This is a genomic window from Rhodococcus sp. UFZ-B548, from assembly GCF_903819475.1.
Classification (GTDB): domain Bacteria; phylum Actinomycetota; class Actinomycetes; order Mycobacteriales; family Mycobacteriaceae; genus Rhodococcus_F; species Rhodococcus_F erythropolis.
Map to the genome: position 1 here is coordinate 134,811 of NZ_CAIJDS010000008.1, position 16,080 is coordinate 150,890.

At 61.5% G+C, this 16,080-nt stretch carries 16 protein-coding genes; 8 read left to right on the forward strand and 8 right to left on the reverse strand.

The window, feature by feature from the left end:
• Positions 1-291 precede the first annotated feature (291 nt).
• From H7C86_RS10490 to H7C86_RS10520, 7 genes are all read right to left on the reverse strand, one after another.
• Entirely contained in the window at positions 292-912 is a 621-nt protein-coding gene (locus H7C86_RS10490; protein WP_046379221.1) for a malonic semialdehyde reductase, read from the reverse strand.
• A gap of 122 nt (positions 913-1,034) precedes the next feature.
• On the reverse strand, positions 1,035-2,240 hold the full coding sequence (locus H7C86_RS10495; RefSeq protein WP_029256170.1) for a TetR/AcrR family transcriptional regulator: 1,206 nt from the start codon (positions 2,238-2,240) through the stop codon (positions 1,035-1,037).
• 25 nt (positions 2,241-2,265) lie between these two features.
• Positions 2,266-3,813: a long-chain-fatty-acid--CoA ligase gene (locus H7C86_RS10500; protein ID WP_182261523.1), complete on the reverse strand. Its 1,548-nt coding sequence runs from the start codon at positions 3,811-3,813 to the stop codon at positions 2,266-2,268.
• A gap of 29 nt (positions 3,814-3,842) precedes the next feature.
• Positions 3,843-4,646, reverse strand: a complete 804-nt coding sequence (locus tag H7C86_RS10505) for an SDR family NAD(P)-dependent oxidoreductase (RefSeq protein ID WP_020908993.1) — start codon at positions 4,644-4,646, stop codon at positions 3,843-3,845.
• A 29-nt stretch (positions 4,647-4,675) separates the two neighbouring features.
• Complete coding sequence (locus tag H7C86_RS10510) at positions 4,676-5,056, reverse strand: MaoC/PaaZ C-terminal domain-containing protein (protein WP_070795733.1); 381 nt, start codon at positions 5,054-5,056, stop codon at positions 4,676-4,678.
• The gene (locus tag H7C86_RS10515; protein ID WP_020970674.1) at positions 5,053-5,508 is read right to left on the reverse strand and encodes a MaoC family dehydratase N-terminal domain-containing protein; all 456 of its coding nucleotides are present in this window, start codon (positions 5,506-5,508) and stop codon (positions 5,053-5,055) included. The genes H7C86_RS10510 and H7C86_RS10515 overlap by 4 nt, the downstream gene beginning before the upstream one ends.
• A 1-nt stretch (position 5,509) precedes the next feature.
• Complete coding sequence (locus tag H7C86_RS10520) at positions 5,510-6,694, reverse strand: lipid-transfer protein (RefSeq protein WP_020908990.1); 1,185 nt, start codon at positions 6,692-6,694, stop codon at positions 5,510-5,512.
• A 432-nt stretch (positions 6,695-7,126) separates the two neighbouring features.
• On the opposite strand from H7C86_RS10520, the gene H7C86_RS10525 reads away from it, so the two are divergent.
• Genes H7C86_RS10525 through H7C86_RS10560 form a run of 8 tightly spaced genes read left to right on the forward strand, consistent with a single transcriptional unit; the run spans position 7,127 to position 15,554 of the window.
• Complete coding sequence (locus H7C86_RS10525) at positions 7,127-8,386, forward strand: MFS transporter (protein ID WP_081098313.1); 1,260 nt, start codon at positions 7,127-7,129, stop codon at positions 8,384-8,386.
• A 39-nt stretch (positions 8,387-8,425) separates the two neighbouring features.
• On the forward strand, positions 8,426-9,583 hold the full coding sequence (locus tag H7C86_RS10530) for an acyl-CoA dehydrogenase family protein (protein ID WP_020908988.1): 1,158 nt from the start codon (positions 8,426-8,428) through the stop codon (positions 9,581-9,583).
• 17 nt (positions 9,584-9,600) lie between these two features.
• Positions 9,601-10,392, forward strand: coding sequence for an enoyl-CoA hydratase/isomerase family protein (locus H7C86_RS10535; RefSeq protein WP_133727042.1), 792 nt, complete (start codon positions 9,601-9,603; stop codon positions 10,390-10,392).
• Between the two features lie 46 nt (positions 10,393-10,438).
• Positions 10,439-11,971, forward strand: a complete 1,533-nt coding sequence (locus tag H7C86_RS10540) for a long-chain fatty acid--CoA ligase (protein ID WP_182261524.1) — start codon at positions 10,439-10,441, stop codon at positions 11,969-11,971.
• Between the two features lie 38 nt (positions 11,972-12,009).
• Complete coding sequence (locus H7C86_RS10545; RefSeq protein ID WP_020970668.1) at positions 12,010-13,155, forward strand: acyl-CoA dehydrogenase family protein; 1,146 nt, start codon at positions 12,010-12,012, stop codon at positions 13,153-13,155.
• 51 nt (positions 13,156-13,206) lie between these two features.
• A complete protein-coding gene (locus H7C86_RS10550) occupies positions 13,207-14,301 on the forward strand; it encodes a CaiB/BaiF CoA-transferase family protein (protein ID WP_060938062.1) in 1,095 nt (364 codons plus the stop codon).
• On the forward strand, positions 14,298-15,191 hold the full coding sequence (locus tag H7C86_RS10555; protein WP_182261525.1) for an acyl-CoA thioesterase II: 894 nt from the start codon (positions 14,298-14,300) through the stop codon (positions 15,189-15,191). Before H7C86_RS10550 ends, H7C86_RS10555 begins: the two co-directional genes overlap by 4 nt.
• Positions 15,192-15,200: 9 nt before the next feature.
• On the forward strand, positions 15,201-15,554 hold the full coding sequence (locus H7C86_RS10560) for a helix-turn-helix domain-containing protein (protein ID WP_182261526.1): 354 nt from the start codon (positions 15,201-15,203) through the stop codon (positions 15,552-15,554).
• 1 nt (position 15,555) lies between these two features.
• Here the strand turns inward: H7C86_RS10560 and H7C86_RS10565 are convergent, their stop codons facing one another.
• On the reverse strand, positions 15,556-15,972 hold the full coding sequence (locus H7C86_RS10565) for a PPOX class F420-dependent oxidoreductase (RefSeq protein WP_182261527.1): 417 nt from the start codon (positions 15,970-15,972) through the stop codon (positions 15,556-15,558).
• Positions 15,973-16,080 lie beyond the last annotated feature (108 nt).

Genomic DNA, 16,080 nt, shown 5'->3' on the forward strand with positions numbered 1-16,080 from the left:
TTCTGCTCGCTCGAACGTCTTCCCTCGACACCGACCGGCGCACAAGGGCTTTCCCCGCAGCCTCCGTAGGCCGAGGGGTTTCCCTCGACTGTCGTCCAAAAACTGAGATACTGCAACTAATTCCGATTGCAGCGTGTCGGATGTTGTTCTGGACGTGAGATTTTGCGGGACGCGGGCAGGTACCCACTGCGTGCGGAGTTGAAACGTGCTGGAGACAGCAAACGCTCGAGACAGCAATGCGGGAGGGCTCCGGAGAACCCTCCCGCATTGTGGGAACTGTACGAATCGGCCTCAGGCCCAGCTGAGCGCATCCTCATTGGACAGCCGCGGCAGACGGTCGAACCACGGGTTCTCGCCGGGATGGCCGATGTTGACCACCAGGGTGGTCTTGAAGCGTCCGTCCGCGAAGAACTCGCCGTCGATGCCGTCGGCGTCGAAGCCGGCCATCGGGCCGGCGACCAGGCCCTGCGCCCGAATCGCGAGGATCACGTAACCAGCCTGCAGTGCGGCGTTGAACTTGCTGCTCGATGTGGCGGCAGCGTCGTCGGACTCGAAGTAGTCCTTCATCTCCGGACGGATGGGGAACAGTGCCGGAATGTGCTCGTAGAACTTGGTGTCAACGGCAAGAACCGCGACAGCAGGCGCCGATGCGGTCTTGGCCTTGTTGCCGTCGGACATGTGCTCGACGAGGCGCGCTTTGCCCTCCTCCGTACGCACGAACAGCACGCGCAGTGGATTGGTGTTGGCCGCGGTCGGTGCCCACTTCGCGAGCTCCCAGATCGCAGTCAGTTCGTCGTCGGTGACCGGTTCGTTGGAGAAGGAGTTTGCCGTGCGGGCTGCTGTGAAGAGCAGTTCACGGCCGGCTGCGTCGAGCTGATGTGCGGTAAATGGGGTGGCTGCGTCGAGTGACATCGGTGGTTCCGTTTCCGTTGTAGCTCATCCGAGCGTTACCCGGTAAAGCTAGTTGCTAGTAAAAAGAAAGTACTTGGATACGGTAGCACCAGTCGTAGGGTTCAGCGCTGGGGAGTGACGAGTCAGACCGTCTGGGTGGCGAGAATCCTCACCGCCAGATCCTCGATCGCGCACTGTCGTGATTCGAGTCGGACGCGCGTGAGGTCGTTGATCATGCTGATGGTTGCCAACACCGTCGCCCGTGCATCCGCGGTTTCGTTGCCGAGCAGGTGTACCCACTCGTCGATGTACTCGCGTTGTGCAATGTGCGTCGAGGCCTGCGCTTCTTCGGGCAAGTTCGCTGTTTCTTCGATGAGAATGGCAATCGCGCTGTCAGGTGAGATCACCGAATTGGTGTACGAATGTACGACGCGGGCAATCGCGTCTTCGCGTGAGTCTGCGTTCCTCAAAGCCTGGACCAGGCCGAGCCGGAGTGTTTCGTTCCCGCGGGCCAGAATTGCTTGCAGCACTTCGGCTTTACTTCCGAAATGGGTGTAGATGCTCGAACTCGGAACACCGGCGGCGCTGCCGATGTCGTCCATCGTGACGGATCGGTAGCCGCGTTGATCGAACAGCGTGATTGCGGCGCCCATCAAACTTTCGCGACGCGAAGTGTGGCTGAAGTTCGAAGTCGGCTGCGGCTGTGCCGCCGGCTCCTCGGGAAGGGCCGGAGCGGTACGAACGACATCGAACAACCTGGCCAACAAAGCCTCGAAGCGCTTTCGAGGAAGCGTCGTGCGGTGTCGAGCGGGGCTGAACGCGATACTGGTGAGTGCCCACCCCAGAACGACGGAATCGGGAACCGACAGGTCGGGACGCTCGTGTCGAAGGGCGGCTGCGACCCGGCTCGTGACTTCCCGAACTCCGGCACGCGCCTCCGTTCTGCGCTCAGGGGTCAGGTTACGGGCCTCCTGATCGAAGAGAAGACTACGGAAGTTGTTGTCGAGTCCGTAACGAACCAGTGCCGTGAAGACCACCTTGGAATCGGTTCGATCGACCTCGTCGAGGATCGCGAGGATCGAAGACGAGCCGTCGAGCATTGCCTGCGCGAGGAGTTCCTGCTTGTTCGGGAAGTGGCGGTACAGCGCGCCTGCGGTGATGCCCACCGCAGACGCGATGCCTTCCATGCTGACGTTGTGGTACCCCGAGCGGCCGAACTGTTCACGAGCCTCGGTGATGATCTGCGCCTTGCGGTTGCGTGGGCGCAGCGTCTTCTTCGGGGTCGTTTTCGGCGCGGCCGGCCGGTCCGGCGAGGCCGCAGGTGTGCCGTCCGATGTATCGATCGTCATGGGGCCCTCGAGGTCGGTGGCGTGGTCAGGTGATGGTGCTGGTTGCCAAGTCGGAGAACTGCCTGCGGAGTTCTCTCTTGAGTATCTTGCCAGCCGGGGACACGGGCATTTGCTCGACGATGGTGATACTTCGCGGAGACTTGTAGCCGGCAATCAGCGTCTTCGAGTGTGCGCGGACTTCTTCGCACGTCAGAGACACCCCGGGACGCACGACCAGGACTGCGTGGACTCGTTCGCCGTACTGATCGTCGGGTACGCCGATCACAGCGCAGCTGATCACGTCCGGATGTGTGGCCAGAGCGTTTTCGACCTCCGTCGAATAGACGTTCTCACCACCCGAGATGATCATGTCCTTGAGCCGATCCACGACGAAGAGATACCCGGCTTCGTCCATGTAGCCTCCGTCGCCGGTGTACAGCCAACCGTCGCGCAATGCCGATCGTGTTTCTTCCGGCCGATTCCAGTAGCCGCACATGATGTTGCCGCCGCGGGCGATGATTTCGCCGACCTCACCGCGAGGAAGCTCGTTTCCGTTCTCGTCGACCACCTGAATCTCGACGTGTCCCATCGGCCGACCGGCAGATTTCAGGCGGGTCGCGTCGACGTGATCTTCTGCGCTCAGGCTGGTGAGTCCGGGTCCGGCCTCGGTCATGCCGTACCCCTGCATGAAGGCTGCCTGCGGAAAAGCCTGTTGCGCTTGCCGAAGCAAGGTTTCGGAGATCGGGGAAGCACCGTACTGCACGGCGAGGATGCTGGACAGGTCCCGGTTCGTCCGGTCCGGATGACGAATCAGCATTTGAATCATCTTGGGTACCAACAGCATCGACGTAACTTTGTGCTGCTCGATCAAGCGCAGTGCGGTGGCCGGTTCGAAACTTGGCTGAATCACCAACGTCGCCTCGACAGTGTTACGGCCGATCCAATTTGCCAGCGACGCAAGATGAAACATCGGGGCGGTGATCAGAGCCAGGCCGTCGGTACCAGGCGTTCTGTTACTGGCCACTGCGCCGAGGCTCGACGTCACGAGGTTGGCGTGGGTGAGCATGACCCCCTTGGGGTGACCGCTGGTTCCGCCGGTATAGAAGATTCCGGCCAGGGTGTCACCGCCGAGTCGCAGGTCCGGTGTGGGTTCGCTCGAGGCGATCAGATTCTCGTAGTCGAGAGCACCCGCCGGCGTCGGCAGTTCGCCGGCATGTATCACTACGGCGAGCTGTGGGAACAACACCCGTACCTCGTCGAGTAGCGGCAGAAAGGTGTCGTCGACGACCAGCACTCGTGTATCGGAATCGTCCAGCGCAAAAGCGATCTCGGCAGCGCTCCATCTGGTGTTGAGCGGATTGACAGCGCCTCCCATCCACCAGGTGGCAAAAAAGTACTCGTGATAGCGATCGGAGTTGAGCGACAGTATCGCGACGCGATCGCCTACCTGCACACCGAGGTCACGGAAAGCGCCCGCAAGACGGGTTACTCTCCCGCCGACCTCGGCGCAGGTGCGGATACGGTCCCCACACACGGTCATGGGTTGGTCAGGGCGTTGCTGCATTGATCGTTGCAGAGACTGAGTCAAGTACATGGGGACCGCTCCTTTCGGGAAACGTGAGGTCAGCGACTGCCGCCGTCGCACACCAGGCACTGGCCGCTGACGTAGTCGGTTTCGGGCAGGCAGAGCGCAAATACCGCGCCGGCCGCTTCGTCCGGACGTCCGGCGCGGCCCAGTGGGATGGTCCGCTCGGCTGCCGCCAGGAGCTGCGGGTTGACGCCGACTTTGATCTCGCGACCCTCGACGTCGATGGTCGAGTTACCGTCTGCCGACGCTTCCGTCAGGCGGGTGTTGATCAGACCGTACGCAACGGCATTGACGTTGACCTTGTAACGACCCCACTCACGCGCAAGGGTCTTGCTCAAGCCGATGATCCCGGCCTTGGCGGCTGCGTAGTTGGACTGTCCGGCATTGCCCACCACTCCGGCATTGGAGGAGATGTTGACAACCTTGCGGTGGTAGTCGGTGGGATTGGCCTTGATGTAGGGCTGAGCGGCGCGCAGGATCTGGAACGGTGCCTTCAGATGCAGATCGAGAATCGTGTCCCACTGCTCGTCGGTCATCTTCTGGATGACGTTGTCCCAGGTGAACCCGGCATTGTTGACGATGATGTCGAGGCCGCCGAAGGTATCGATTGCGGTGTTGACGAATCGATCCGCAAAACCTTCTTCGGTGACCGAACCGACGCACGCCACTGCCTTGCCACCGGCCGCGATGATCTCCTCGACCGTCTCCTTGGCCGGGCCCGGATCAAGATCGTTGACTACGACGCTCGCGCCTTCCGCGGCGAACTTCATGGCGATGGCGCGGCCGATACCGCGGCCGGATCCGGTGACGAGTGCTGTCCTGTTGTCGAGCTTGCCCATGTCGGGGTTCCTTTCGGTAGAGAGAGTTTTCAAGCGGCTACGACGGCGTCGCCGCGCAGGGTGACGGTGCCGTCGGAGAGAGTGACGGCAATATCGAGATGGGCCAGGCCGTCCTCGACCTTGGTGACGGTCCCGGTGCACGTCGGCTTGGCGTGCAGCGGTGTGATGGAGGCAAAGCGAACACTGTAGGTGCGGATGCGTTCCTGCAGAACGTAATTGGTCAGCAATCGACCGAGGTAGGCCATCGAGAGCATGCCGTGTGCGAACACGTCGTCCATTCCGCCGGAGCGAGCGACGTCGAGATCGATGTGCATCGGATTGTGGTCACCCGAAGCGCCGGCGTAGAGCGCGAGAGTGGTGCGACTGATCTCGGGCAATTCCAGGGAGGGAAGAACGTCTCCTGTTTTCATTTCTGCGCCTTAGGGTTTCGAACGACCAGGGTGTTGGTGAGGCGGGCGATCAACTCGCCGTCGCGGGTGACCTCGGCGGTCCGGACAAGGAAGTCCAAGGCGCCGTTCTTCTTCGAGTACACGTCCGTGACCTTGCCGTTGTAGGCAAGTGTGTCGCCGGCATAGGCGAGTGCGTGATATTCGAAGGACTGCTCGCCGTGCAGGACGTACCTCATGTCGATTTTCAGCGATCGGACCAGGGCAAACGGGTCCGGTTTTTCCATGTCGAGGCAAAACAGGAATGTCGGCGGTACGACCAGGTCACGATGCCCCGCAGCCTTGGCGGCCTCGACGTCTCCGTAGATCGGGTTGGTCTCACCGATGGCCTGGGCGAAGAAGCGCAGGCGTCCGCGCTCGACCAGTGCCTCGTGGCCCGGGATGATCGTTCCGACGACGGACGGATCGAGCGCCATGTCAGCCCACCTTCTTGAAGATGCTGACCACACACGCACCGCCGAGTCCGAGGTTGTGCTGCAGTCCGATTCGTGCTCCTTCGACCTGCCGCTTGCCGGCCTGACCGCGCAGTTGCCAGACCAGTTCGGCGCACTGGGCAAGACCGGTGGCGCCGAGGGGGTGGCCCTTTGACAGCAGGCCTCCCGACGGGTTGGTGACTACTCGTCCGCCGTAGGTGTTGTCGCCGTCCAGGATGAACTTCTCGGCAGTACCTTCGGGCGTGAGGCCAAGACCTTCGTACGTGATGAGTTCGTTGGCGGAGAAGCAGTCGTGCAGTTCCACGACCTGAACGTCCTCAGGTCCGATGCCTGCGGCTTCGTAAACCTGCGCAGCTGCGGCAGCCGTCATGTCGTAGCCGACGACCTTCATCATGTCGCGGTCCTCGAAAGTGCTTGGTGTATCGGTGGTCAGGGCCTGTGCCTCGATCACTACGTCAGCCGCCAGTCCGTGCTTGCGGGCGAACTCTTCGCTGCAGACGACAGCGGCAGCGGCGCCACAGGTGGGTGGGCAGCACTGGTAACGAGTGAGCGGGCCGAAGATGTGCGGTGACTCCAGCACCTGCTCTTCGGTGAGAAGATCACGGAAGACCGCGTTGGGATTGTTGGCCGCGTGCTTACGGGCCTTGACCGAGATCTTTGCGAAGGTCTCGGGCTTGGTGCCGTACTTCTCCATGTGCGAAAGTCCTGCGCCACCGAACATCTGGGCTGCGCGCGGTGCGTCGTGGACGCCTTGGATCTCGGTCATCAGATCGTCGAAACGGAACATCGGGGCTGGGCGGTCGTCCCAGACCCGCTTGAGCGCACCGGGTTTCATCTGCTCGAAGCCGACAGCCAATGCGCATTCGACGGCGCCACTCGCGACGGCTTGGCGTGCGAGGAAAAGGGCCGACGAGCCTGTGGCGCAGTTGTTGTTGACGTTGATGACCGGGATTCCGGTGAGCCCGAGACCGTAGACGGCGGCCTGTCCGGCAGTGGAATCGCCGTAAACGTAGCCGGCATAGGCCTGCTGGACCAGCGAGTAGTCGATACCGGCGTCGTCGAGGGCGGCACGGGCGGCGGTCTCTCCCATGACGTTGTAGTTCTCGCTCTTGCCCGGCTTGGTGAACGGGATCATTCCCACTCCGGCAACATGGACTTTTCTGGTCACGATTGTCTCCTAAATGATCGGATGGAAATTTACTTAACACCACGATTCGAGTTTTGTCTACTGGATCACAGTGCGTCTTTACGTGGGACTTTCGTTGCAATTTTCGATGGTTCGCCGAGGTGTGTGGATGATTTTGCGAGACTATTGCGTCAGCATGCCGATTGATGATTTACTTTCTGGGCGGCAAGGTGGCGTGCGTCACAGAGTAGGTGCCTGACGGTCGAAGCGGCCACGTCAGGTTCGCACCGGACCGGTCTCCGAGTCCCGCATCCAGTACTTCGGTGCTGAGATCAGTTCACCCAGCTTCTGTTTCGCATTGCGCTCACTCCGTGGCGCAGTTGTCGCACTTGCCTGAGAGGATCGATGAGAATGACGTTGAGCAAGCCGGCTCTTCCCACCGCCGCACCACCGCGAGAAGTAGGGGAATCCCGAGTGCGGGCATGGGGGCTCACCGGAGTTCTCGTTCTCCTTGTCGTCGTCAACTGGGCTGACAAGGCAGTCTTCGGCCTGGTTGCACAGCCGCTGGCCAAGGAATTCGGGCTGACCTCTGCACAGATCGGACTGGTCGGCAGTGCATTCTTCCTGGCCTTCACCGTCGGTGGCTTCTTTGCCGGGGTACTGCACAAGTGGATGTCGCTGCGGTGGTTGCTGGTTCTGCTCTCACTGGGGTGGGCAGCGTCGATGATCCCGCTCGTCGTGGTTGCCGGTTTCGGCATGCTTCTGTTCACGCGCATGATGCTCGGATTCTTCGAGGGACCAGCGGGTGCGCTGGTTCACACGGGTGTCTACTCGTGGCATCCTGCGGAAAAGCGTGGTCTGCCAGGAGCTTTCCTGGCTTCCGGTGCCTCTATCGCGAAGATTGCGATCGCGCCGCTGATGGCCTTGGCTGTAGCCAGTTGGGGGTGGCGAGCAACGTTCATCATCCTTGCCGGGGTCGGCGTGGTCTGGTGCGTCCTGTGGTTGTTCACCTGGAAAGAGGGGCCGTACATGCAGCGGCCGGTCAGGAAGTCCGAGCGGGAGACCACAACGGCCACAGACTCGGTGGTTGTCGCCAAGGTGCCGCTGACGAAGATCTTCTTCACGCCGACATTCCTCGGTGCGCTTGCCGCGGTGTTCACCATGTACGCTCTCATCACGGTGGTGCTCACGTGGCTGCCGTCGTACTTCGAAGTGGGACTTGGATACTCGCGGGTTCAGGCGGGAACCATGTTCGGCATTCCCAGCATCGCGGGACTGTTCTTCATGTTCCTGTGCACGTCGATCAGTGACAGGCTGATGGCGCGGGGTGCCAGCTCTCGGATCCTGCGCGGCATCGTTCCCGGAATTGCTCTGCTGATCTGTGGGCTTGCCCTCGTCAGCATGCCGTTCATCAAGACTCCGATCGTTGCGGTGCTCGTGGTATCAGTGGGTTACGGCATCGGGACGGTCATCATTCCGCAGTTCAACGCAGCGATCTCCGAAATCTGCCCACCACAGCAAATGGCCTCGGTACTGGGTGTTTTCATGGCTCTGATGGCCACCGGCGGTCTGATCGCTCCCTACCTCACCGGCGTCATCGTCGACAGCGCCGCAACCCCGGCCGAGGGATACGCCACCGCATTCCAGATCTTCGGAATCGCGACTGTCATCGGTGCCGTCATCGCGCTCTGCGCCGTCAACGCCACCCGCGATCGGGTGCGAATCCTCGGCTGAGCACTACTCACTTTCATTTCACAATATCCAGGAGAAACAATGCAGCGCACAGTATTCAACGAAGAGCACGAGGATTTCCGCAAGGTCATCCGTAGCTTCATCGAAGCCGAGGTAGTGCCCAACTTCTCCGATTGGGAGCGCGAGGGCATGGTGCCCCGCGACTTCTATCGCCAGCTCGGCAAGCTCGGCGTTCTCGGAATGACGGTTCCCGTGCAGTACGGCGGAGCGGGTGAAACAAGCTTCAAGTTCCAGGCTGCCCTGACCGAAGAGACGGCTCGTGCGGCAGTCAGCTTTGGCGCATTCGGTGTACACACCGGCCTGGTCCTGCCATACATCCTGACCTACGGAACTGAAGAGCAGAAGCAGCGTTGGCTGCCCGATTTCATCAGTGGCGACATGATGACTGCCATCGCGATGACCGAACCGGGCACCGGCTCGGACCTGGCGGGCATCAAGACCACGGCCAAACGGTCCGAGGACGGCACTCACTATGTTCTCAACGGCGCAAAGACATTCATCACCGGCGGCGTTCAGGCTGATCGGGTTCTCGTGATCTGCCGTACGTCACCGCCGACGGCAGAGAACCGTCGCGCCGGGTTGAGCATCCTCGCAGTGGACACGTCGAGCGAAGGCTACGAGGTCGGTCGCAAGCTCGAGAAGATCGGCATGCGCACTTCGGACACGGCAGAGCTTTCCTTCACCGACGTGCGGGTGCCGGCCGAGGATCTACTCGGTGAGGAAGGCGCAGCGTTCGGTTACCTGGCCAACAACCTTCCGCAGGAGCGACTGATGATCGCGGTCACCCAGACCGCCGCGGCCGTCGGAGCTATCGAGTTCGCTTCTGCCTACGTGCGTGACCGCAAGGTGTTCGGCCAGGCGGTGGCGGAGTTCCAGAACACCAAGTTCGTCATCGCCGAGTGCATCGCCAAGGTGGAGGCTGCTCAGTGCATGGTCGACCGGGCTCTGGAATTACACGAGACCGGCGACCTCAGTGTTGCCGACGCCGCCAAGGCAAAGCTGTTCTGCACCGAGACGGCAGCCGAGGTCATCGACAAGTGCTTGCAGCTTCACGGGGGCTACGGCTACATGCTGGAATACCCCATCGCGCGTCTGTACGCGGACACCCGTGTGTCGCGCATCTACGGCGGAACCAACGAAGTGATGAAGACGATCATCGCCAAAGCGGCCGGATTCTGAACGAATCGAGGGAAACCATGGCAGAGCTTCTCTACGACGTCGATGACGGTGTCGCCACGATGACTCTGAACCGACCGGATCGACGCAACGCGATTACGTACACGCTGCTCACCGAGCTGCAGAACGCGCTTACGTCGGCCGCCGGTGACGAGGCCGTGAGAGTCGTCGTGCTCACGGGCGCCGGAGGGAACTTTTCGGTCGGTCGCGATCAGTCCGGTGATCGGTCGAGCCGTGTAGTGCGGGGTGATTCACAGCAAGAGGATCGCACTCGCTTGCTTGATGTTTCACGGGTGATCCCAACTTTGGTGCAGCTTCCCAAGCCTACGGTGGCGGTGATTCGCGGTGGCTGTGCGGGCGCCGGCTTGAGTCTCGCTCTGGCGTGCGATCTTCGCTATGCCGGAGCCGATGCGATGTTCAACACGGCCTTCCTGGGGGCTGGAATGTCCGGTGACATGGGAATGGCGTGGTTGCTGACCCGTGCAGCGGGCACATCGAAGGCGCGGGAATTGATGCTGCTGTCCGAACGAATCAAAGCTGATCGCGCTGCCTCATTCGGAATGATTCACGAGGCTTTCGCCGAAGAATCGCTGGAAGCGAGGACTACGGAAATTGTTCAGCGGCTCTCTGTTTCGGCACCGTTGGCAGTGCGTGGTGCAAAGCTGAACCTCGATTCGGCGATGTCGCGGCCGCTGTCCGAATTCTTGATGGACGAAGCCGACCGGCTGATCACGTGCGCGTATTCCGAAGACGTGGAGGAAGCGCGCTCGGCATTCCTCGAGAAACGAGTACCGCACTTCACGGGCCGCTGAAAAGAACTGGAACACATTGTTATCGGGATCAGGAGAGTGAACGAGAATGTACTTGACTCAGGGTTTACATCGGTCGGTCCAGCGTGAACCCGACGCGATCGCCGTCGTTGACGGGCAGCGCCAGTTGACGTTCGCTCAACTGGAGAGTCGCGTTGCGCGATTGGCCGGTATGTTCACGTCGTACGGGCTCGAACGAGGTGACCGGGTAGGAATACTGGCCACGAACTGTCTCGAGTATATCGAGTACTCCTTCGCCTGTGCCTGGGCGTCGATGGTCGCGTCCCCGGTGAACAACCGCTGGAGTCCCGACGAGATGGCATTTCACATCGAAGATGCCGGAATCACAGTGCTTCTCGTGGACGGACCGCGTCTGCCCGCTGCGCTGGAACTGCGTGATCGGTGCGCTGTACTGGAGACCGTGATCGTATTCGGTGCGGCGGATCTGCCCGGCGATACGGTCGACTACGACTCTGCTTTGGCGCTGCACGGTCCGATTCCCGATACTCACGCAGATCCCGATGCCTTGGCGTTGCTCATGTACACCGGCGGAACTACAGGCCGCCCCAAAGGTGTCATGCTGAGCGCAGGCCAGATCCTGACATCGGTGCTCGGAGTCCTTGCCGGTAGTGGTGAGCCGAATCTGCCAGGCCGCTCCCTGCACGTGGCGCCCCTGTTCCACCTCGCAGCCTTCGCCGGTTTGGTCCAGGCCTCGGTTACCGGATCCGTGCACGTTTTGATGGGGGACTTCACCGTCGAGAAACTCGTCGAAACCATTGCAGAGAAGGAAGTTACACAATCTCTGCTCGTGCCGACAATGGTGCAAGCGATGCTCGAATACGCTGATCGGACAGGTCTGCCGATCGACAGTCTCACCTCGATCACCTACGGCGCATCGCCGATGCCCGAACCACTGGTTCGGCGCTTGATCGAACGATCACCTGATCTTCGACTGCGCCAGGGCTACGGAATGACCGAGTTGGCCCCGGCAGCAACACTTCTCCGCGACGACGACCACCGCAATCCTGATCACCCGGAACGACTTCGATCAGTGGGACGTGCTGCGCCACACACCGAGGTGCGGATTGTCGACGCAACCGGCACAGAGCTTCCGCGCGGCGATATCGGTGAGGTCGTCGTGCGGGGCTCGAACGTCATGATGGGTTACTGGAACAACGAGGCGGAGACGGCGCACGCGGTGCGCAGTGGATGGATGTATACCGGTGACCTCGGCTTCATGGACGAGCATGGCTACGTGTTTCTCGTAGACCGACTCAAGGACATGATCATCTCGGGCGGCGAGAACGTCTACAGTGCCGAAGTCGAAGCCGCCCTGTCCCAGCATTCCGGTGTGAGCAGTTGCGCGGTCATCGGAGTACCCGACGACAAATGGGGAGAACGCGTCCATGCAGTGGTGGTGCGCACACCTGAAAATAATTCGAGCGGTGATGAACTCCGAGATTTTGTCGGCGAGCGTATAGCTCGGTACAAGGCGCCGCGGTCGGTCGATTTTGTCGACGCACTCCCGCTGTCGCCGGTAGGGAAGATCCTCAAGCGCACTCTGCGTGAGACCTACCGGTGACACAGCCATCTTCCCAACATGCTTCCAGGAGTAGAACCGTGATCGACCCACAGATTCGCGACCTCGATTTCGACGCCTACCGGCAGGTGATCCGCGACTTCACCGACAATGAGCTCATTCCTCGTGAGAACGAAATGGTCGCTGCTGGTGAGGTTCCCGCCGACCTCGTGACAAGGATGGCCGAGGTCGGACTATTCGGCATCACGCTTCCGAGGAGCGTCGGCGGATTGGGGTGGACCGTCGAACAGCAGGTGCTGCTGACTTTCGAGTTCACCCGGTCATCGGCGGTGTACCGTTCCCGATTCTCGACCAGTATCGGACTGGCTTCGCAGATCCTCCTCGAATACGGCACCGACGCTCAGCGTGAACAGTATCTACCGGCGATGGCGGCGGGGGAGTGCGTCATGGCGTTTGCTCTCACCGAGGAGCAGGCGGGTAGTGACGCCTCCGCCGTGCGCGCCACCGCTACCAACACCCCGGACGGCTACGTCATCAACGGTGAGAAGCGCTTCATCACCAACGGAGCGTGGGCTGATGTTCTGGTGGTGTTCGCCCGCACCGCGGACGGCGAGATTTCATCCTTCCTCGTAGATCGGGAATCGCCGGGGGTAGAGACCCGGGTGCCTGAATTGATGAACGGTCATGCCGAAGGCCCAGTCGCCGAGATCAGCCTGCGTGACGTTGTGGTCAGCGCCGACCGGTTGATCGGCGGTGCAACAGGTTTGGGGATGATTCACGCGATGCGCGGAATCAACCAGGCTCGCACCCACGTTGCCGCGACCGCAGTCGGTCAGGCGACTCGGATGCTCGCGGAGGCAATGAAATACGCGGGTTCTCGTGAGCAGTTCGACCAACCTTTGGCCGAGTTCGGTGCCGTGCAGGCGATGCTCGGACGCAGCTATGCGGAACTCGAGGCAGGACGAGCGATGATCCTCGACTGCGCCCGTGAGTTCGACCGCGGAACGCCGCCGCGTCATCGGATTGCCGCGGCAAAGCTGTACTGCACCGAGATGGCGTCGGTGGTCGGGGACCGGGCGGTGCAGGTGCTCGGCGGGGTCGGCATCGTCGGCAATCACCCGGTACCGCGTATGTGGCGGGATGTGCGTGCCTTGCGAATCTACGAGGGCGCCTCCCAGATTCACGAACGCAACCTCGCCCGGGCGCTGCCGTCATTGCTCGGCTGAAACCCGTACTTACACAAATATTTCGAGACGAGAGAAAACCGAGGGACAATCATGGGTACCACCACAGGCCGCGGACCGCTCGCCGGACTTCGCGTCGTAGAGCTTGCCGGAATCGGTCCAGGTCCCCACGCAGCGACGTTGCTCGCTGATCTCGGCGCTGACGTCGTCCGTGTTCAGCGCGCCGGTCGGATCCCCGGTCCCGGTCAGCCACGGGATCAGACCCAGCGTGGGCGTCGTATCTGCGAGGTGGACCTCAAGGACCCTGCCGGCGTCGACATCGTTCTGGGATTGATCGAGCGTGCGGACGTGCTCATCGAGGGTTTCCGTCCCGGGGTCACCGAGCGGCTCGGTCTCGGCCCGGATGTTGCGCTGGAACGGAATCCGGCCCTGGTGTACGGCCGGATGACAGGATGGGGTCAGGAGGGGCCGCTTTCGCAGGCTGCCGGACACGACATCAACTACATCTCGCTGACCGGCGTCCTGCACGCGATAGGTCGTGCCGGTGAGCGTCCGGTTCCGCCGCTCAACATGGTGGGAGACTTCGGTGGTGGCTCGATGTTTCTGTTGTTCGGAATACTTGCAGCGCTCTTCGAGCGACAGAAGTCCGGGCAGGGTCAGGTTGTCGATGCCGCCATGGTCGACGGGACGCTGGCGCTGTCACACATGATGTGGAGTTTCCGCGGTCTCGGACGCTGGTCTGACGAACGCGGTGTGAACATGCTCGACACCGGCGCCCCGTACTACGACACTTACGAGACATCCGACGGCAGATACATGGCAGTCGGTGCCGTCGAACCACAGTTCTATGCACTACTTCTGGCCGGTTTGGGACTTGATCCCGCGACGTTGCCGAGCCAGAACGACAAGAGTGCATGGCCGCACACGAAGAAAGTGTTTGCCGATGTGTTCGCGTCCAAGACACGCGACGAGTGGGCGGCGATCTTCGACGGCACCGATGCATGCACGACACCGGTTCTGACGTTTGCGGAAGCCTCATCCAATCCCCATGTTGCCCAGCGTGGTTCGCTCGTGGAACTGGACGGGGTCACTCAGCATCGTCCGGCGCCGCGATTTTCCCGCTCCGATCCGGGTCTGCCGTCGGCCCCTGCCGCTGAAGCCGTTGACGCAGGGACGTTGTGGACGTGACGCTCACCGAATCTCGAGAACTCGAGTCCTTCGATCTACACACGTTGCTGAGCCTGGACGACGTCGGACCCGACAGATTCCATGGGTACTGCCACGCTGGCTCTCCCGGGCGCATCTTCGGCGGGCATCTCGCGGCACAGGGCTTGACCGCCGCTGGTCGGACAGTGCCTGCGACTGCGGTGGTGCATTCCCTTCACGGATACTTCCTCAGCTCAGGCGATCCGCGGCAGCCCATCACCTACGAAGTCGGTCGTCTTCGTGACGGACGTACGTACTGGTCCCGTCAGGTCACTGCCCTGCAACTGGGCACGCCGATCTTCACACTGTCCGTGTCCTTCAAACTTCCGGAGGACAGCACCGATCGACAGGGGGAGATGCCCGTCGTACCTGCTCCGGAGGACCTTCCCGATCCATACGAGCGCTGGGCGAGTGCGCGCGCCGACGAGTTCCGCGACAACAAGACACATCGTGCGATGGACATGAGATTCGTTGCCGACGAGGGTGAGCGCGAGCGGGGGTCGGTCGCACAGTCGGTGTGGTTCAAACCGAATCACGCTTTTCCTGACGAACCGTTGTTCCACGCTGGTGTGCTCACCTACGCGTCGGACTTGTCCTTGGCATCGACGGCCTCACTCGACATCCAGCCCCACCGGTCGTTGATGGTCGGACCTTCGCGAGTGCTGATGGCGTCACTCGATCACGCGATCTGGTTTCACCGACCTTTCCGGGCCGACGAATGGATGCTCTTCGCCCAGGAAAGCAACTCCGCCACTGACGGTCGGGGATTCTCGACGGGCCACTTCTGGACACGCGACGGCGTCTTGGCTGCAACCGTCGCCCAGGAGTCGCTCTTGCGGCGAGTTGACGGGCCACAGTCGCCTCGGGCCTAGGATGAAGCAATGTCTGGGAAGAGCGAAGCCGAGCACCAACCACGCGTCTGTGACGCGGCGTTGGCTCGCGCTTTCAGCTTTCTCGGCAAACGCTGGAACGGGGTGATCCTGGCGACGCTCCTCGGTGGTCCGGCGGGATTTGCGGAACTCAAGCGTGCAGTGGGCAAGATCAGCGACTCCGTGCTCTCGGACCGATTGACCGAACTGACTGGTGCGGGCCTGGTCACGCGGACCGTCGACGCCGGCCCGCCCATCGCTGTGGAGTACGAACTCACGGCGTCGGGGCAGGCGCTGCTCCCCGCTCTCAGTGAACTGACAACGTGGGCAGCCGAAAACCTGCCACCCGAGAGTTGCCCGAACTGACCTATTGCGTGTGAACAGTCTTGTGAGATTCGTACCAGGTCTCACCCGCCGGTTCTCCCGCCAAGTTCCAACTCCACGAGACTGTCGGAGTGATGCGTGAATAGATTCCGGGACCGACCATTCCTACCCTTTCGATCGGCCGCTCAGCGACTCCGTAGATCCTGATCCCGCGCGCGACAAACGGCTCGAATGACGGCATGTCGTCGATGACGAGGGCTACTTCGAGTTGTCCTGACCCGATATTGCGGAACTTCTTGGTTTTCAGGACACTCGGGCCGCCCCCGCCGATCCAGAAGTGGGCCCCGTCGTATTCGAAGGCCAATGGCACGACGTCTGGTTGCCCGTGCGGTGAGAGCGTCGCTACGCGCGCCAGTGGCTGCGACTGCATGTATGCGATTTCTTCTTCCGTGAATGCCATCTGTTCTCCTTCGGGGACGAAACACGTACGCAACGTAGATGCAACGTAATCAAAACTAGTGTTCTGGATCACACAGTGTTCGTGTGGTCGAGAGGCCTTTGGTCACGA